This is a genomic window from Vibrio parahaemolyticus, assembly GCF_900460535.1.
Classification (GTDB): domain Bacteria; phylum Pseudomonadota; class Gammaproteobacteria; order Enterobacterales; family Vibrionaceae; genus Vibrio; species Vibrio parahaemolyticus.
Genome location: NZ_UHIL01000002.1, coordinates 257,355 through 277,582, shown reverse-complemented (window position 1 = coordinate 277,582; position 20,228 = coordinate 257,355). Strand labels below are relative to the sequence as shown.

Genomic DNA, 20,228 nt, shown 5'->3' with positions numbered 1-20,228 from the left:
CAGGGAGGTGTGGGAGAGAGCAATGATTCGATTCACACAAGTTATTAACAGTGAAGGTAGAGCTAATTTCACCGACAGAGAAAATTGCCTGAGCGTATGTTTAACCATGGATGAGAGAACTAAAAGCAGACTAAAGGTTTGCTTGAATAACGGTGATGAAGCTGGTTTGTTTTTACCTCGCGGAACCGTATTAAAAGAAGGTGATCTTCTGCAAGCAGAGACCGGTGAAATTGCTCTTGTTGAGGCGGCTGAGGAGGTGGTATCTACAGCTTTTACTGACGATTTATTGTTACTTGCCAAAGCGTGTTATCACCTGGGAAACAGGCATGTACCACTACAAGTGGAGCTAGGTTGGTGCCGCTATCTGCATGATCATGTACTCGATGATATGGTCAAAGGACTTGGTTTGGGGGTTCGTGTTGAGCGAGCTAAATACCAACCTGAGCCCGGAGCTTACGGTGGCTCAATAAGTGGTGCTTCTCACGGTCACCATCATCATTAATGTAAATCTGTTGTATTAAGGATTTCTATGTTGACAGATTTACGTTTGTATCAACTTATTAGCCCATCACTACCTGTAGGTGCGTTCACATATTCTCAAGGGCTCGAATGGGCAATCGAAAAAGGTTGGGTCAAGGATGAGCAAAGTCTTGCATTGTGGTTAACCTCACAAATGCAAGACAGCCTAGCGACGTTAGAAATACCAATTTTGATCCAGTTGCATCATTTGCTTGGTGTGCAGAGCTATGAGAAAGCGCAGTATTGGTGTGATTTCATTGTCGCAAGTCGAGAGACAAAAGAGCTCAGAATAGAAGAGCGTCAACGTGGGGCTGCATTTGCCAAGTTGCTTCCTCAGCTGGGGATCGATTTGTCGGAGCACACTTTTCCGTTGGTCAATCAAACTCAAGTTGCTGCTTTTGCTCTAGCTGCGGAGAAGTGGGAGATCCCCTTGGTGAAACTTTGCTCCGCTTACACGTGGAGCTGGTTAGAAAACGCCGTAATGGCTGGTGTGAAGCTTATTCCTTTAGGACAAACTGCAGGTCAAAAGTTGCTAATTGATCTCACTAAGTTTGTGCCAGAGGTCATCGAGAAATCGATGAGATGGCCGTGCGATCGGATTGGTAGTTTTACTCCAGCTCAGGTGATAGCAAGCTGTCAGCATGAGACGCAATACACTCGTCTTTTCCGTTCATGAGAGAAAAAATGCAAGAATATAATAATCAAGATTACAAACAACCGCTGAGAATTGGTGTCGGAGGTCCTGTGGGGTCAGGTAAAACAGCCCTGCTTGAAATCCTATGTAAAACAATACGTGACAAATATCAAATTGCGGTCGTTACGAATGACATCTATACGCAAGAAGATGCAAAAATTTTAACACGCGCACAAGCACTAGATGCTGATCGCATAATTGGTGTTGAAACAGGAGGATGTCCTCATACCGCAATCCGTGAGGACGCTTCTATGAATTTAGCGGCGGTCGAAGAATTAGCAAAACGTCACAAAAATTTAGATGTGGTTTTTGTCGAAAGTGGTGGCGACAATTTGAGCGCAACATTTAGCCCAGAGTTGGCAGATTTAACCATTTATGTCATTGACGTTGCTGAAGGTGAAAAGATCCCACGTAAAGGGGGCCCTGGCATCACCCGCTCTGATTTGTTGGTGATCAATAAGATAGACCTAGCGCCGTATGTTGGAGCATCACTGGATGTTATGGAGGCAGATACTGCTCGTATGCGCCCAGAAAAACCTTACGTCTTTACCAACCTGAAGGATGGTATTGGTCTTCAAAAAATTATTGATTTCATTGTAGACAAAGGTATGCTGCCCAAAGTGGATTAAGTTTGCTCACATTGAGGTCCATGACGTAATAAAGTCACCCGGATATCATGGGTGGCTTTTCGTTTTTTAGCGTATGTCCGTTTGAACTTATCCATCCAAACTGGGCAAGTGATTAAGCGAGATTTTGTTGTTCAAAGTTAGTTGGGCTTAAATATCCAAGCCAAGAGCACGGTGCTTTCTCGTCAGATCATAACTCTATGCGCGCACAGAACGTTTGGGGGCCTAGTCTCTCGTCAAATCGGCTCATGCTAGACCGCTTCCACTTTTATAGAATGGAAGGATATCTCAACATAAGCATTTTCCTAGCAATTTCCTTTTCTACTTATACTTTTTTCTAGATTACAAGAAGTTATAGTTATCAGGCCTCGAGAATTTTTTGAACAGCAATGATCACCTCGATCACGATGAACGAAAATTTGTACAGGGAATCTGTGATGTAATAATACCCTAGATCGTGCATTGCAGACTATCGTAGCAGGTATTCTTGTATCCATAGAGCAGTCAATTAGTTCTCTTGAATCAAAATCAATAATTACTGCCAAGTAGAGCTGACCTTCGCTTGTAGTGATATAGGTAATGCCACCTGCATACTTTTGATTTTATTCACTGTATTGAAGTCTTGAGTCTTCAGGCTCATAGCAATCGTCATCTTATGCTTGCTGCCCTTAGTAGATTTGAGCTTGCGTGTGACTTTGGGCGTTAAATTCTGATGCCTCATACTGGCTGCAATGGTTTTAACATTATGATGAACATCGTTCTCAGGCAGTTCTTTCTGGATGCACCTTGAGCCCAGCTCGCCTTTTGATGTTGTCAAAACCGCTTTGAGCTCTGTACAAGTTCTTTGCGCGATGCTTCGCACAAAATAAGCAACATGGTCAGTCACATTTTTTCACTGAATTGAGCAATAAAGCCTGTTTGTATCTTTATTTTTCAGAATAATTCTGGTGACCTAAAAAAGAATAAAATCCATATTAACTAAATTAGGTTTGTGATATGCGAGTTTTAAACATATGTCTTTTGAAGGTTTTTGGGATGATTTTTATACGCGAAATAAGGACAAAAAAAAACTGAGTGAATATGTTGTAAGGAAAAAACGAACGATAAGTGGCTATGGATGTTTGACTTATAAGGTTTCAAATGGTTATTTATCCCCACATAGTTACTCTTTATCTAATAGAGATAGTTGATGATATTAGATGTGCGTTTGTTTAGGGCTTTGTAGCCTAGCTCGAGGAGAAGCCAAGATCTTAACGTTTACATTCATTAATTCAGCATCCTTATATCTAAAGTTATAAAACAACTAACAGTATAACGCCTAATAAACTCTAGCTTTCTTATTTTTGGATTAGTGATTGTAGTGGCATAGTGTAAAATACTGCGCAAATACAAACCAATGAACTAGAGGGATACGAGGACATCCAAGGTCTTAGATATGAAAAACAAAGTTGAGCACGAACGCTGATTCACGAGAAAAAGTGGAAAAACATCATGGTTTACTCTCTAAATCAATTACAGTGTTTGCATCATCCTTTTTTCATCTAGATACAGAAAGCAATATAGGAAGGGGATATTACGGGTTTCAGTTGCTATTAAGAAAACTCATATTATTTTAAAACCACTGTCATGCACTCATTAAAATTATGTCATTGGTTTTTATATCGAATATGTTGTTTGAATCCTATTTTATTTAAGCCAACAATTGGCTAACACAATATTTAACTAACCGTGTAGGAGAGTAGTTTATGATACCAATTGAAAAATTTATCGCACGAACACTAAATCATTCAAGTAGAGCAGCGAAAATCGGCGATTACAGTCTAGCCAGTCGTATTGTCAAAATAAAGCTTGCAAAAAATGAAAAAGAAATACAAAGCCTTTCAAGAAAAATTGAAAGTGTCAAAAGTAATGCTAGTGAAATTAAAAAGTATGAAGAAAAAAATAAGGTGTTGATCCAAAAAAGACAGAAATACATTTCACAACAACAGTTATATTCAGGGTTATCTTTTAAAGCCCAAGAAAATAAACACCTAAAACCTACAGCAAAAATAAATTTTGATTACGATAAAATAGGTAGCAGTCCTATAAATGATTACCTAAGGAAAAATGACGAACGTTCATTAACTAAAACATTTGGAAGTGAAGGAATCAAAAATGTTGAGTCAATGATAAGATGCATTGATTCAGGAAGAGTGGAAGGTGACCCGATATCAGTGTTTCGAATCGCAAGTGATGATTATAAAGTATTAACTAACGCAAAGATAGGGGATGTTGTTTCCGACAAAGGTTTTATTTCTTCTGGAACGGATAAAACTCAAATGTTGAATAGTGATTTCTTTTTTGAAATAACAGGAGCAACGGATACCGTACCAGTAGTTATAACCATTAAAGGTAATCCTGCAATAGTAGAAAAGGGTAGAACTCTTGAAGCAATATTCCCGCCAAACTCAATGCTGATGGTGACAGAAAAAACATGGGAAAATGATGTTGCTAATAATAGCAGTATCTTACATATCTCCTTACTTGAGAAAAGAGACTATAATGGAGTTTATATGGATATTTACAAACCGTAAAAAGGTGGTGTTTTATTTTAATCAGACAACAGCATAACTTATTTACCCCTACCAATTCTGGTGGGGGTATGGTAAAAATGACTAATATAATTAACGGTTAGGATATCGCCATCGTCAGATATATGTATAATTCTTCGGCGGGTCTGTCTAAGCAAAATTAGAAGCGTTTCACCTTAGACTTTTCTCCCTGTAGTATGAATAGTTAAAAGCCATTGAATTCCCTGTCTTTATTAGGGGGGGCTTAAAAATTTGAAATAGTGAAATATTACCATTAATAAGAAATAACTGTATTTAAGGTTAAAGTTAATTCGATAATAGATTCTATCTAAATAAATCTATATTACTATCTTACCAACTCTTATTATTTCACTGTTTGACTTTAAATATTTGAGTAGTTTTGATGGTGATGTGTGTTTTGTGTGAATCTTAACTATTGATGGTTCCATATCATTTCTTTTAGCATCTACTATTTGTGCTATACCACCAACAAAACCACTACAATGTATTTTCGAAAATTGTTCATCATTTAGTAATTTATGAAAGTCTCTTTTTGCTTTTTTTCCATAGCTACTGCTTCTCAGCAATCCACCCGTTCCTCTAAAAGAATACACTCCATAATTTAAATCATTTTTTCTTCTCGATACACATTTCTCCGCTTCTCTAACAGACTCTTTTCTATAGCATTTCTATATCAAAGAAGGTAAATGCTGATTTAACTTGTATTAAATAACACAGCGTAGGCTCTATAATCAAAAAGAGTAACAACGATGTGTAGCACTATTAAGATGTTATTTAGGATATCAAGTAACTCTTATGCTACCCCATAAAAATAATTTCAACAATGAGACACGATCTGTTTCTCATGATAATTAATATTTCACCATGTTTTTTCTGGGAGGTACTCTTGCCAAAAATAGAAGATGCCCACTGCCTCAGAGGAGTGCATGAAGTATTTATGTATTTGTAAAGTGGGTTAGCTGATTGCAGAGAATTTGATACATAATCTATGGTATTCAGCAACCAATAGTTCACTCAGTTAATGTTTTAACATCAGCTAATCCTCGTAGCCTTATGCCAAAACCTCGTTTGTTTGATAGAGAGGTTTTTTCTAAGTTACTACTATACTCGTAACATTCTGATTTATAAGTTTTTTGAAATGCCGTCATTTTTCATTATTATCCTTGTTATTTCATTATTCAGCTTTTTTCTTTTGCGTTCTTATATAGGGGCGCCTTCCAAACAAGGCGGTATTTTGTTTGAGTTGGTGTTTTTAGGAGGTTTAAATGAAGAAAAATATAATATTCACCACATTAGCTTTGATAAGTACGCATAGTTTCGCTAGTTCCCAGACAAATATTCTATTTGAAATGGAAAACAAATATTCGAACTGGCACTTTAATGATAATCCAACACTGATCCCAGTTGATGGTGTAATCTCTATTACCGCTACAGATAAGACCGTTGAGGGGGAAACAGTTGACTTGACAGACCGCGTGTCATGTATCACTCATTCTACTGGGTTAAAAATTCAGGACAACCTGTTGCTTGGTGTAAAACCTGGTTCGTATCAAGTTCAATGTTCTGTTTATGATAAAACAGAAAACTATAACATTACTGTTAATGATGTTGAGTTAACTGATCTGAGGGTGGGATCGAGTGATTGGGAGTTGATTAGAGGAAAATCTACAGAACTCGAAGCCTTAGGACGTTTTTCTGATGGGGCATACATTGATATCACTCCATCGGTGTCTTGGTCCGTCGGTAATGAAAGTGTATTAAGTATCAGTAATGGGGTTGCTACTGGTATTGGCCAAGGTTCAACCACTATTACAGCTGCTGCAAGCAACGGGGTAACGAGTTGGCCAGTTCCTATGGATGTGATTGAGTCCCCTTATGTTTCATTAGATGTTGTTGGTCTTCCTCATTCAATAAAAGTTGGCGAGCAAGCGCACTGGTATGTAATGGGAGTTGATCGATATGGTCGACGTCATAATGTGTCATCTCAGATTTCTTGGAATATCTCAGACCAATCTACGATTAAGATTGATCCTATTGAGGGTTTGCAAGGTTTGAAAGCAGGAAGCACTCTTATTTCGGCAAAGATAGATAATATTGAAAGTGAGCCACACTACATCGAAGTCTATGAGGTTGTTTTAGATAAGTTAACAGTATCACCAAACATCAGTAAAGTTTTTACCAATGAGGTAGTGCAACTGCATGTGACAGGGCATTTTACTGACGATACAGAGCTTAACATGACTCATCAAGTTGAGTGGAAAGTATCAGACAAAAATATCGCTACAGTATCGAAAGATGGGCTTCTTACGACGTTGCGAGCTGGGGTCGTGACACTAACCGCAATGAAAGATGGAGTTGAAAGTGAGACTCAAACTATTCATGTTTCTGTGAATGAGTTAAAAGGAATTAACCTAGAGGTTGTCCCTGAGATAATTTCGAACACCTATTCTCAGGGTAGTGAGGCTGTTATCAGAGTAATGGGGCAATTCGCTGACGGAAGCGAGGTAGAGATTAAAGAGGGGGTTGATATTTCGGTTTCGGATAGCGCGATTGTAAAATTGGACAAAGGCGTTGCGCGTGGTATTCATCCAGGAGAAGCTTCACTGCAAGTGACAGTAGATGGCTTCAGCGACTCGCATAGCATTCGAGTTCAATCCAACCCTGGTCCGGTAGTAACAAAACTAAAGAAAAACCCAACAACGCTCTATACTTCAACTCCAACTGTTGACTTTGCCAAAGAGCTTAATGCTGCTTATTACAACACGTTTTCAGAAGATGGTGTTTATGGGCCAAATGGTCTAAAGCCTGCAAGGTTCTCTCATGCGATGGCACGTGAATTTTGTCAGCTATTAAGCCAAGCTAATTATCATGATAGAAGTAATTGGAAACTAGCGACAATCGAACAATTGGAGGCGTTGTTTAAAGAAAACCGAAGCTTATATCTAAGTCATGGATGGCCAACATCGAACACATACGGGACTGATTCGGAAATAAGTCGCAAAGGCACTTATCATAACATTAACATGTATACTGGTTACAAAAGTAGCCATGCTCCAGAGCAGGCGAGATTTGTCTCTTGTGTTTCTGAGTAAAAAGCCACCTATCGAGCTTTTTTCTTAGATATCTGTGAGCAAGGTATTCAGGAGTTAAAGAGGGCATTATGCCCTCTTTTTTTTTTGCTTAAATTGTAAACTACGTGACAATTTGAGTGTAAGCTGCTTTTGGGTGGTGGTTTATGTATTTTGGGAAATGATTAATTTGTATTAATCGCTATGTTTGATTTTCTGACAGTATTTCAGTGTTTGATAGCATCTTTCGCATTGCGCACACTCCGCTTGCGACTCTTTCTGTGAGCAAAAAGAATGTTGTTCATTACATCATGCTTGTCCGCTCTTTTTTTGATGTGTACCTAAAGAATAGTTAGTTTTGTGGATATGCAGTAGCGACTCCATTTTTGCCCTGCGTGCACCAGAGATTAAGCGCTGCGTTGAGCTCATTTATAGTGTTTTCAATAGGTGTTGATTTTGCTTAGATAATGCCTACTGAGATAGGTTCTTAGCCCCCCTTGCTTTCAGAGAGCTACGGTTTTGTTGCGTGTTTCTGGTTCACTTTTTTTGTAATGAGGCTTCAGTGTATGGTAATAGGCTAATGTGGTCGAGTTGTTCGCTAGCTGCTGAGTATTTAATCCAATGCGAGTTGCTTGTCTGGTTATTGTATTAGAATTGGCTCGTTTGATGAATAAATTGAGACTGTTCCAAAAAATCACACTGTAATTTTCGATTTAGAGGGAGTTATATGCAATTGTAGAAAAAGCATTTCTAATTTTTCGAAGAGTTTAAATATAACCATTTTGGCGAGGCATTTTGGTTGATGAGCCCTACCTCAAATAAAGGTTTCCATTATCCATTTAAAATAAATAATGAAAAGTGGGTATAAAAAGAAAGCCAGTTACACATCCATGTCGCTGGCTTTCTTAAGGTATGAAACATTAAAGTTTCACAATGAAGTTTTACGGTCAATATCATCAGCACATAGATAGCTGCGCTGACGAATGTGATTTTACCCATGATTATCTAATCAAGAAACCTAACATAGGTGAATTGTGATAAACCTATTCAAAAAAACAATTTGATGCATATCATATCACGGACAATATAGAACTGTGGCGTCAAAAAAATTAAAATTACGGTATATGTTTAGCATGTTATTGGTCCACGTCAGGCAATGTGGGAAATGTTATTCTAGGATTATGACTGAGGATGTTTTTTTTCAACAAACCTGCCGATAGCTGTTATTTCATCTCTTTCTGATGTCGGTGAATAATTCTTGATGCTTGCTTTTTAAATGAATATCTAGTAGGTATCGATACTGACGACTAAAATATAAATAAATTTAATTTTCCCTAGGGTTACTCTGTCCAATTAAAATAAATGAAACTGAAATTTAAGGAGTTTGTAATATGCTTCAACGCAGTGTTTCTTTACCAAATCTCAACAGTGAATTTATGCTTCAAAGCGACATCCAAAAAAACATGATTGCTATATCATCGATTAGCACCATTGCAATAGAAAACATGCCTGAGAAGCCAGTGATGTTAGGTATGGATACTATCGATGGAATAAAAATAAAAGCGGTACGTGTTGGATTTGACACACCGCTTGCTAGTGTAGCTGTAGAAGTAAACAACGCTGGTAAAGATAAAAGTGTTAATGTTGGAGTAAAAGTACTTGGATTTGGGGCTTGTTTTGGAATGGATTACGAAAAAACGTCAAATAAAAACAAATCTAACAATAGCAATGATTATAAAGAATACAACACTTGGCTTTGAAACAAGCAAAGTCTCAATTTTACGAGGTACGAACATATTTGACTTATTAGAAGATAAATAATATGTAGAGGGAAACTAAAGTTGTGGCTTTGTTTCCTAAATCAGGGAACTAAAGCATCAATCTACGATCAGATCGGCTTTGTTGCGTAAAAGAATAATCCACTTCATCTGTTATTCCTCAAGCGGTAACAGGCCCATTCAAGCCTTATCGTTTGGTAGATAACTGGAATCACCTAAGAGTTTTGTTCTGAATTTTGGCTCCAATTCTTCGCGAATTCACTATTACGCAACAAAGCCGTGTATACAAGAACATGTTCTGCTTTGCAAAAGAGAGGGAAATTTAAATTTAATACGTCACCAAATAAAAATTTCAATAAAATTATATTAAAAGTGCTTAATTAATTTAGAAGTTGATAGAATAAAATGAAAACAAATAGTGTATCAAATAAATTTGCAGAAATTAATAACTCAGAAAAAACAACTCATGAACCTTTTATCAATAGAATAACAAAGATAAAAAACGTCTCAACAGAAGATGTAGTAGCTATTGGAGGATTAATTCAAGAAGAAATAAGAAAAACAATTAAACCAAAGAGCACACCTCTTGTAACTACGAGTGGGAATTGGAAATCAATGGTTATGCATCGACTTGGGTTATTGATGTCTGGCACCGCTTCTTCAGTGCCTCTCATTGGTAGTAATAATATACACCAAGAAGAAACAACATCAGTTATCCCACATGCATCTACTATAGCAGATTCAGTCTCACCGTATCACATGTATCATGAACCAACTTCAATAGCACTAGATAGTCACATTAAAAAAACAATAAAAAAAAGAAGTCTGGACAGTATAGATAATAAAGAAGTAAATCGTTTAAATATAGAAAATAAATATGACCTTACCAGCAGTAATATTGAAGAGAAAATTTTCAATGGATCTATACAAAAAAAAGAAATTAATCATGAATTACTTGATTCATTAAAGGAGAGTATAGATGAATATCAATCACTAAGTGATAAAAACAGTAGGGAAGGTATAGAGAAACTAAAACAACAAGCCAATGTTTTGTCGAAAATATATAAAGATTTTAATGCCGAAAATGGAAAAGAGAACTATCGATCTGAAAAAAATAATATTATTGAACTAATTAGTGAAATACAAACGGAGTATAAGTCACATAAAGTTGAAATTGATAAGAATATCCATGTTATTTGGATTGCTGGTGCACCACCAGAGAGTATTACCAAATATGCAAAAGCTTATAAATCAGCATACCCTGATTTCGTTTTCAATTTATGGACTGATCCCAATGCCATGTCGGCATATGAATTTAATAAACAATTGAGAGAAGCTGCTTTTGAAAATGCTAAGAACGAACTGATTTATTCATTAAGCGAGGAAGAAACATCCCGTTTAATGAAAAAAACGGACTTAAGTGAAGAGTTCAATAATAAATTAACCTCTCTTTTTAACACTTATCTGTTCAAATCAATGTTGCAAGTTCAGGATGCCGTGATGAACTATGCGTACACGAAAGGACTGCTGAATTTTAATGATAATGATCGTATTTCATTTTTGAAAGAAGCCTTACACTACGATGAGAAAAAAATAGAAGAATTCAAAAAAATCTTACAAGGCAATAAAGATAAAATAAAAGAAATAGAAAATAAATTAGTAGAAGTTTTTGGTAGAGAAAAAATAAAATTAAACGAAGCAACATCCTTACCTGATCTGAAAAAGGTGCATAGAAAACAACAGTATCAGCAAGAGTTAATTCTTCGAGGCAACTATGCTGCTGCCACCGATCAGTTGCGCATGTATATATTAAAAAACCATGGTGGTATTTATACAGACTATGATGTCACACCCGGATATACAAAAGAAGTCTATAAAATTATCCAAGATAATTGTAAAGATTTTGATTTTCTGGAAAAAGAAGATCACCGTCGTGCACTCAATGACGAAATACTCTCGTTAGTTAGCGATGAGCCTAGTGCAGGATTAAAAAATAATCTTAAACCAGAGGATAGGAAAAGATTAGATCATATTATTAATGCAATAAAGAAAACTGATAAAAGTAAAATATTCTCTCCAATAGACACTACAGTGATACGTGATTCTATGGTGATGTCTAAACGCCATCAATGGTGGGGGGGAAAGTCAGGTTGGAACATTCGCGGTAACAATAACTTTCTTGCAACTCATAAGGGAAGCAAAGTCACGGACTTTGTGATTTCTGGACAGGAAAATGCGTACCGAGAAATTTTTGAAATAAGAGAGCAGTTAAGAACAGAAGGTATCAGAGAACAACATTATTATTATAATCCAAATAATAATGAACAATCCGATCCATTACGTGGCCGTGAAAAAGTTGAAGCAAAACTGTTTGTGTCTGACTTAGAAAGCAATGATAAAAAGGCAAGAAAAAAAGAAGTACTAAAAGATCTGGATAAAGATCTTAAAGAATATGGGAAATTCCTGGCACCAGAAGAGAAAGGGGTGAAACACAAAGATATTCGTGCCACAGAAGGTTTTCTCGAAGGGTACAGTGCTGGAGATGCAGAAAGTAGTGTTTCTGGCTTCATGGATGAAATGAATATTAAAGAAATAGTTGGTCTAATGAAAAAAAATCAGGGAAAACTAAATGATCAACAAGTTGGCGCATTATCGTATGAAGTAGAAAGACGTGCTTTATCGGTAACGTTCCAGCCTAAAATCGAAGAATATCATCAACTTTTTGATAAAGTTGCTTCCAGCGGGGAATTTGACAAATTTGCCAAAGAAACATTAATGCCACAGTTGTTTCTACTAAACTTAGTTGGTGATGGTTACGGTGGGCGATGTGATCCATTGTCGATTCTTATGCTGACAGAAAAATATCTGGAGAGTAAAAGTCAACAAAGTCAGTCTGGAAAATTAATTGAAAATTTGTATTCTGCCGCGGCCGTGTTAAGTGAACCTGCTCGCTACACAGATACTGAAGTAACGAAAGCTAAACAATTGCTAAACGCATTGGTTAGGCTTCATGCCAAAAACCCAATGCACTCCACTAAAGAACAAGTATGGAAGGAAAAAAAAGAAAAACAACCAATCAATAATGTCATAGAAATACTGACATCAGTAAGTGAAAAAAGTGCCCCAGTATTACTAAAATTGGAAGCGCCCGGGCATGCTATGGCGGCATGGGCTGTCGGTGAGGGAGCCAATAGAGTATATGGATTTTATGATGCCAACGGTGGAACCGTTGAATTTTCAGATATAAATAAGTTTAGTCAATATTTTAATGGATTATTTGGCAAAGAGGGACTTGATAGGGCGAATAAATACCATTTAAAGAAAAATGGTGAAACGTTTATTTTTGATCGTGTGGTTGTTTTAGATGGCGAAGCACTATCAAGTTATAAAACAGGCCTTAACGAAAAAGCATTACAAGATATATTGAAAGTCAACGTATTTGATCCTGTTGTAAAAAGAAAAACAATAAAAATCAGAGATAAAAAAATTAAATTTGATCCTAAAAAATACACAGCAGGCACATTGTTTTCTAAATATAGGATGGATGGCATCATTCCTAGAATGTACAGCACACTCCACATCACGGGTCCTGATGCGATCATGAAGTCCATGAAAACCTATTACCATTCATTGGGAGAACTCGGCCAATGTCGTTTGGATCAGAGTGATAGCCGCTTTAAGGGGCTCGCAAAAGATTCATTTATTGGTAATCTTGAAAAAATTGTTGAAGCCGAAGGTGAGCATTATGATTGGGTTAACCAAGAATCGGCAGGTATTAATGATGTCACGCCAGATGATGCAAGTACATGGATAGGTAAAAGATCGGATATAAAAGATATTTTACCGGACCTTCTTTATACAAAACAAACAGGAGGACTGTTTGGTATTACACCAACAAAATTAAATGTTAGACGATTAACGATTGGATGGCCATCCGATTTAAAGGATAAACTAAAAAAAGAATGGCCAACATTAGAAGAAGACTATAATAAGATAGTTGGTGGGGAGTATATCGACTTAGATAAACTTTCTGATATAGACAAAAAAATCCATCACTACTTACTGTCATCTGACAATAACCTTGTTAAATGGGTCGGTATATCATTAGCTGATCAGTTGACCGTAAAGCTGAATAAAGTCTCTGTTCCTATAGAAAACAAAGCGCATTATTTACTAACAGATATAAATAGAAGCCCAGATAGAAACAAAAAATCTATTTATTCTCTTTTATCAAGTGACAGTGATACAAAAATTGTAATTTGGAAAGATGATGTTTACAACAAAGCATTAGTATTAAAAGAGCTGTCAATACTAGAAGAAAGGGAGAAACATATATCAGAATTAATTAGTAATAGTGATCATGAAGTTGGTGCTAAATTAGAAAGGTACTATTTACTTAAGAAAAAAGAACAACTGGGGACAATTACAAATGATGAGCACGACTCATTATTGGTTATTTTATCAGATCTATCTGAAAATGAGAGTCTAAGACAGAAATTAGTCGATATTGAAAATAAATCTCATTCTGTTCCAGCTAAAAAAAATATTAAATTTAATGGGAAAGAATTTGATATATTTAAAATGAAAGATGCAAGTGAACTGAAAAAAAATATCTACTATGGTCATATACTTCCACTATGGGATAAATATATATCGAATGAAAAGAAAAATATTGATGAATTTCTGAAAGAAGCAAAGAAGAATAATTTTGAAGGTAGAATAGAAATCAAAAACATATCAAATGCTCTAAAAGATGATCTTTTAATAAAAGAGATGATACGGGATGGGTATGGATTTGAAGATCTCGATAATATTGTAAAGTATGGCATTCTTAGTCAGGAATCTGGTGTGATGATACAAGATGCAGCCATTGCGGCACCATCAACCGAACTGGTTAAGACTGTATTAGATATTACAGGAGGAAATGATGCTGATGCAAAAATTATCCTAAAAAGACTTTATCATTATTTTTTTGGTGAAGGAGAGCCTCATTTTGGTCCAAGTAGTTATGAGCAGGCATTAAAGGTCTCTTTTAATTCAGCTTTAGAAACATTGGATAAAAATAATCTGGGTAAATATTTTTTATCTGTGATGAACCAGGATGTTTCTGCCCTTGGAATGAGATTTTCCAGCACTGATGGGATTTTAACATCTGACGTTATGATTTCGGGTATGAAAGATGGTTTATATAAAAATAACGTTGTTTTAGATGGGATGGAAAGATTTTTCACTACTCTTTATGAAGTGAATAGTGAGATTAGAACGGGTAAATCAATAAGCATAGAGTCAATAAAGTCTAAGTTTAATAAGAATGCTTTAGCTTTTATGCTGCAAGATGATGCACATATTAATGATTTCATAAGTAAAATAACCACAAGACAAGATATATCACTGACTGAAATCAGTCGTGGATTAACTGGCAAGAATAGCTTTGTAGAATGTGCGACTCATATAACTTCGGATAAATTTCCGAGTATCACTAATAATCTTTTAAAAGAAATAAATTCTAAATCATCATCTGTATTTTCAATGCCAGAGTCAACATTTGTTGAGCAAAGAACATTGAAGGGATTAGGCTATGCAGGCAGTGACAGTTATATTACAAATCCTGTTTCAGCGCCTAAGTTACATGATATTTCCATACAGGCTAAATATCGAGCGCTAAAATGGGGTGATTTTTATGGTAGAAATGCAAAACTATGGCAGGATGCGGTAACGAGATTCGAGGGTAGTAATGTTAAGTATCACCCGCAAATGCTGCTGACTCCAGAGGAAGGCCGTTGTATGGGGTTAGCAGAGTTGTATCTTCTTGTTAACAATGAAGAGCATTACAAAACCTTGCAAGAAAATCTGGATTTAGCCAGTGCGTTATATCAGGAAAGTAAAATTGACAAATTTCCACTGTCTGAAGGTGATAAGCACCTATTGGATTCGACGTTAAACCAAGTCGAACATGCACAGCAGCATGGTAATAATAAGTTATTACAATCACCGGATCTTGAGAGAATCAGATTGTCTGATTTTGATACGAAAAGTGTTACTGACTATTTAGTAGAGAATAAAGTAAAAAATCTATTAATAACAACTGATTTCCATAGCATGGTTGTTTCGGTTTTTGAAGGAAAATACCGTGTAACCGACCCTAACTTTGGGTATGCAGATTTTACAAGCTTGGAACAGGCGTTGAACTTTGTTGAGAACTCTATTCAAATTTCGCCTGAAGTGTGGGAACTGTATACAGGGAAATCAACTGGTGATGTTGTTGATATTAGCTTTGTAAAAGATAAAAGTTGGAAAGATATTGTCAGTTTTGATGCGCTTGATCTGACTACTCGTCATCATCAGTCAACACTTGAGAAAATTAAGCAATCAAGTATCAAAATCGATATTAGAGGTAAAGTATTTAATCTGGTTGATTTGTATAAATGTGGCATCTTGCTGGATGGTGTAAGAATTGATGACCGAGTCAGCAAAATGAAATTTGATGGTGCTGATGTAGATAAATTAAGAATCGATGTTGATTTGTTAAGAAAATATGCTGATGAGCATTATCTGACTGCTAAAGATCATGAAGATATCAAAATATTAGTAGAATCATTGAAGCCTACTGATGAAAAACGTCAAATTAGTCTTGATGACATTTTCTCACAGGATGCTAAAGAGAAACATATTGCACGAAGATTACAAGCCCAAAGTGAACGTGTTAGTCAATTGATTTCTGGTATTTATAAAAAAATACAAGAGGCCATAAAAACGAGCAATATTAATAACTTTAAAGTAACAAAAGTAGACTTCGATGATAAAAGTGATTCAATAAAATTACAAGTTGACGATCTTGGTACTAAGAAAAATGTAGATATTAACATCAATGTTTCAGATTTAAAAATGACCTTGCGTGAAGGATTGGATGCCCTGTCAGAAGGGGTCGATCATATGAACCTTGATGGCATTATGTCTCTTGTTGGAATTATACAATATGCTCGATTAGCGCATAATGGTGATTATATTTCTGCTGTGGACCATGCTAATTTGGCCTCAGACGTTAAGACGGTAACAGAAAAAGTTGTTGGCACTACTCTTATGTCTATGGGTAAAAAGAGTTTTGGGGCTAGCATTAGTGATATCACCTTTGAGGCTATGGCTGCACAAAAACTCAGTCAGCTGGCAACAAAAATTGGTGGATCAACTGGAAAAGTACTGTCTAGATTTGCCAATGTAGTCCGGTTTCCGCTTTTAGATACCGCATTAAATCTATGGTCTTTGGGTGAATCAGTTCAAACATATTTGAATGCTGGAGACGAGAGTGTAGAAAAAATGCTGGCAGAAATTGACGTCGCCTTTGCGTCAACTTTTACTGCACTAACACTTGGTAGTTTTGCCTTTCCTCCTCTTGGAATTGCCGCATTCCCATTGATGTTCTTACAGCAAGAGGTAAGGAACTTTAAACTGCATATACACCAGGAAAATGCGAGAAGAGCAGCCTGGGTGAATGTGGAAAAGTATTTGAATCAGGCAGCACAAAGTATTGTAAAAATTGATAAAGAAAATGGGGTGATAGATTTGTCTCCATGTCAAATTGTGGGAGATTTAACGTTGGATTTGTCTTCAAATACACCCCAATTGACCGGTGAACCATCACATAATAATGGTAAAGGTGTAGGGAATGACCCGACACTTTCTGATGAAGAAGTGCGGAAAAGAAGTAAATATGCGGTTGCATGTTTTGATAGAGATGAAGTCAATGTACCCAATATTTTTGGAAGCTCTGGAGGAGTACAGTGCCAAGATCTATCTAGTGAAACTAATCTGGTCAAAGGGTTTGCTAACCGCATTTGGCCTTCCGAAATGCCTTCGGTACCAGAAGGTGACTATAGTACCGTTATTCTTGGTTACACTTCTCAGCTTAGAGCAAATACAGAAGTGATACGTATGGCATGGGATGACTACCAAGAAGTTGCGAGAAAGGATTATCCTGTTGTTGAGCATATGCATAAGCATACTGAAGTTATTACAGGGGATAAGGCTATTCGTGTAGTATTGCCTAAATTAGAATCTGAAATGTTTTTGCAAAAAAACAAGCATGATCGAAAAGCGTTAACACATTATCATTTTACTATCAGAGGAGGGGATAAAGGTGTCACTGTTTACCCAAATGGTATAGGCCATTTTAATATTCGAGGAAAAAAAGGGGTTAAGAACATTCTTTCTTTCAGTGAATTACCTTATCACTTAAGTATTCATGTTGATTTGAATAAAAAAGAACGCCAGACGGTCGTAACCAGTGGTTGGGCCAATTATGAAAAAGAAGATTTGATGTTTCTGGTTCAAGAGAATATAAACACCCTTGTTGGATCTAATCAAGCTAATAACATCTTTATCGGTAATAATGAAGGAAACCATTTTATTACTGGTCACGCGTTTAACAAAATTCATCTTGGAAAAGGTAGTAATGTAATAACCGTTCCTGATGTAAATGGAGATTTTTTTGATACAGCTCTTCATTTAGAAGATAGTGATAATATTCAATATTTACAACTTGGTTGTAGTATTGACAATGTTCATCAAGTGATGTCTTTTGATAAAAGTATACATGTATACTTTAATAAGCGTATTAATGAATTTAGGAATGTGATTAAAATCCATTTCCCAGAAAATAAAGGTTTCTATAACTCTAATGTTGTTATTTTTACTGAAGATGGATTGGAACTTGGAATAAATGAAAATGGTAAGATGTTTGCGAGAAAGATTGATATGATCAAATTCTCTGAATATCACAAAGATATTGGTCTGTTAGAGCCGGAAGATGTAATTTTAAATAAAAAATTACATATGTTAAATGGAGATGTTAATGAGTTCGATTATGGCAACTATAAAGTTATTCTAGAGAATGAAAGTTTAACCTATAAAATAAAGAAAACAAATGAGAAAATTAATATAAACACTACTTATCCATCAACAGTTTATGGTAGCAAAGGAAGTTCTTATTATTTTTTGAGTATAAAACAACCTCAACATCAGATTTTCCTTCATAATGATAATGATTCTCCAGAGATGATTGATGTTTCTAGCTTTACCACTACTAACGATGAAGTCAAAATTACAGCATATTGTAAGAACGATAAATGTGTGTTGAAAGTTTATTCTAATCAATACGTTTTTGAGTTAATAATAAAACCAAATTCTATTGAACATGGTCATTTGAAAGATTCGAAAGCTAGAATTATTCTTGATAATGGCAAGACAATGGCATTAGAAGAGGTGTTTACGTTAGCCAGTGGTGTGGAAAATGAAGTGTTAATCTACAATACCAAATGGAGAGCTAAAGATTAATGTTTCATTTGAACTTTAAACTGACAATACCAGTGTATATCTCATGACCAAAAAGGAAGCGGATATCTCCGCTTCCTTTTTTAATCTTTAAAGGGGCCTTGTTAATGATATGGACACATCCACCAGCTTTGTTGCGTAATTCGGTCAGAGAACCAAACTGCCTGCAATTGAGTGATTCTTATACAACACACTGAGTTTCAGGCATACCAAGCCCTGTAAGTTTGTTTAGCGCTTTAATCATGGCGTAAGTTTCACCAACTTGAGCATTGTAGTTTCTCAGACTTAATCGCCCACCTAACAACTGCTTCACTCGATACATTGCTGTCTCTGATAGTGAGCGTTTATGATAGCCGTACCGCTTCTTCCACTTATTGTTGGAGCCGTAGAGCTTCTGGCAACCTACCGCTAAATTCCTAGGGTGACCATTCTTCCAGAAGGCTGCCCCTTCTCTTGGCGGGATGAGTGGAACAGCTCGCTTGAACCGTATGGCATCGTGGCAATCCCTTGTGTCATAAGCGCCATCACCAGATATCTCGATAATTCTTCGGCGTGTTTGCTTGAGCAAGTTAGGAAGGACTTCTGCATCGGTAACATTTAATAAACTCAGTTCTGCCGCGACGATTTCATGAGTGCTGGTGTCTACCGCTAAATGCAATTTTCTCCAGCCCCTACGCTTCCCGTCGCATCAATGGCTAGATGCTGTATTGCACCTCTAGTCTTGGGTTTAAATGAAACCTCGACTTGCTTAGCTCTTCGACTGATACAACTGTAATGTGGACAGACGATAGGGACGTTAGCCAATGAAAAAACAGAATCGATAAACCCTTGCAATGCTCTTAACGGTATTGAGAAAACTTGTTTCACCATAAGTGCAGTGGTAATGGCTAAGTCGCTGAATTGACGAGGTCTACCGCGTTTATCTTGTTTACTCTGCTTCCATTGGCGAATGGCTTCTTCATCAATCCAGAAAGTGAGTGAACCACGGTTGATTAAGGCTTTGTTGTACTGTTTCCAGTTCGTTGTTTTGTAGCGAGGTTTCGGCATGAGACTAGGGGAATTAACTTACTTAGCCGATCAGATCGTAACCTTCTGATTTAGTTCCCTCGAATTACGCAACAAAGCCTTACATATCTAGAACAACGAAATAAAAAAAACCAACGCTTAAAGCGTTGGTAAATAAGAGTAGATATAGATGTATAAGGGCCAGTATATTGGCGCAACGTCATTATCCCTGTTCGACAGACAATAGCAAATATATGTATATCAATATGTGACATCCCTTCTCACACTAGCTGAATCTAACTAAATTGGCTGAAAATGCGCGATACGTGCGAAATGTTTTACTGTAATTATAAAAATTCAGATATCTGAGATCCAAATTTTTGCTGAAGGATATATTTTTGCGCAGGATTATCACATTTTATGTGCCTTTAGGTACATAGTGGAGAAATAGTGAGTAATACTTCCTACATCGATAAAAAATATTTAAGGTTTCATGATGTTTACTGTACTGAGAACGTCATTTTTTACAACATAAGGAAACTTGTGATATGGATGTTTATATTGAAATAAATAAAAAACAGATATTGAATCACTAAAGATATTATATCGGCAGATTAAAT

9 protein-coding genes and 1 pseudogene are annotated in these 20,228 nt (G+C 36.3%); 7 read left to right on the top strand and 3 right to left on the bottom strand.

Translation table 11 applies throughout. The annotated features are described in order from the left end of the window. Positions 1-22: 22 nt before the first annotated feature. The 3 genes from ureE to ureG are packed head-to-tail and all read left to right on the top strand — an operon-like array spanning position 23 to position 1,842. Complete coding sequence (ureE, locus tag DYB02_RS18160; protein WP_025537107.1) at positions 23-502, top strand: urease accessory protein UreE; 480 nt, start codon at positions 23-25, stop codon at positions 500-502. A gap of 27 nt (positions 503-529) precedes the next feature. After that, positions 530-1,195 carry an urease accessory protein UreF gene (locus DYB02_RS18155; protein ID WP_020842398.1) on the top strand — a complete coding sequence of 222 codons (666 nt, stop codon included), beginning with the start codon at positions 530-532 and terminating at the stop codon, positions 1,193-1,195. Positions 1,196-1,203: 8 nt separating this feature from the next. Further along, entirely contained in the window at positions 1,204-1,842 is a 639-nt protein-coding gene (gene ureG / locus DYB02_RS18150; RefSeq protein WP_020842397.1) for an urease accessory protein UreG, read from the top strand. A gap of 302 nt (positions 1,843-2,144) precedes the next feature. Here ureG and DYB02_RS26145 read toward each other — a convergent pair whose 3' ends face one another. After that, positions 2,145-2,384 carry a hypothetical protein gene (locus DYB02_RS26145; RefSeq protein WP_369596099.1) on the bottom strand — a complete coding sequence of 80 codons (240 nt, stop codon included), beginning with the start codon at positions 2,382-2,384 and terminating at the stop codon, positions 2,145-2,147. Beyond that, a complete protein-coding gene (locus DYB02_RS18145) occupies positions 2,375-2,725 on the bottom strand; it encodes a hypothetical protein (RefSeq protein ID WP_049874800.1) in 351 nt (116 codons plus the stop codon). Before DYB02_RS18145 ends, DYB02_RS26145 begins: the two co-directional genes overlap by 10 nt. An 859-nt stretch (positions 2,726-3,584) precedes the next feature. Here DYB02_RS18145 and DYB02_RS18140 point away from each other — a divergent pair. The 4 genes from DYB02_RS18140 to DYB02_RS18125 all read left to right on the top strand — a co-directional run bounded on the left by DYB02_RS18140 (position 3,585) and on the right by DYB02_RS18125 (position 18,606). Continuing rightward, on the top strand, positions 3,585-4,412 hold the full coding sequence (locus DYB02_RS18140) for a hypothetical protein (RefSeq protein ID WP_029804548.1): 828 nt from the start codon (positions 3,585-3,587) through the stop codon (positions 4,410-4,412). A gap of 1,283 nt (positions 4,413-5,695) precedes the next feature. Then, complete coding sequence (locus DYB02_RS18135; protein ID WP_029861945.1) at positions 5,696-7,522, top strand: Ig-like domain-containing protein; 1,827 nt, start codon at positions 5,696-5,698, stop codon at positions 7,520-7,522. 1,367 nt (positions 7,523-8,889) lie between these two features. Then, complete coding sequence (locus DYB02_RS18130) at positions 8,890-9,258, top strand: hypothetical protein (RefSeq protein ID WP_029804551.1); 369 nt, start codon at positions 8,890-8,892, stop codon at positions 9,256-9,258. A 423-nt stretch (positions 9,259-9,681) separates the two neighbouring features. After that, on the top strand, positions 9,682-18,606 hold the full coding sequence (locus tag DYB02_RS18125) for a DUF3491 domain-containing protein (RefSeq protein ID WP_029861943.1): 8,925 nt from the start codon (positions 9,682-9,684) through the stop codon (positions 18,604-18,606). A 178-nt stretch (positions 18,607-18,784) separates the two neighbouring features. Here the strand turns inward: DYB02_RS18125 and DYB02_RS18120 are convergent. Continuing rightward, positions 18,785-19,650: pseudogene (locus tag DYB02_RS18120) on the bottom strand (IS5 family transposase). Positions 19,651-20,228: the final 578 nt, after the last annotated feature.

Bases quoted from the DNA above. Each gene is read 5' to 3' on its own strand.
- DYB02_RS18135 (WP_029861945.1), top strand. From the start codon at position 5,696: ATGAAGAAAAATATAATATTCACCACATTAGCTTTGATAAGTACGCAT.
- DYB02_RS18155 (WP_020842398.1), top strand. From the start codon at position 530: ATGTTGACAGATTTACGTTTGTATCAACTTATTAGCCCATCACTACCT.
- DYB02_RS18130 (WP_029804551.1), top strand. From the start codon at position 8,890: ATGCTTCAACGCAGTGTTTCTTTACCAAATCTCAACAGTGAATTTATG.
- ureG (WP_020842397.1), top strand. From the start codon at position 1,204: ATGCAAGAATATAATAATCAAGATTACAAACAACCGCTGAGAATTGGT.
- DYB02_RS18140 (WP_029804548.1), top strand. From the start codon at position 3,585: ATGATACCAATTGAAAAATTTATCGCACGAACACTAAATCATTCAAGT.
- DYB02_RS18125 (WP_029861943.1), top strand. From the start codon at position 9,682: ATGAAAACAAATAGTGTATCAAATAAATTTGCAGAAATTAATAACTCA.
- ureE (WP_025537107.1), top strand. From the start codon at position 23: ATGATTCGATTCACACAAGTTATTAACAGTGAAGGTAGAGCTAATTTC.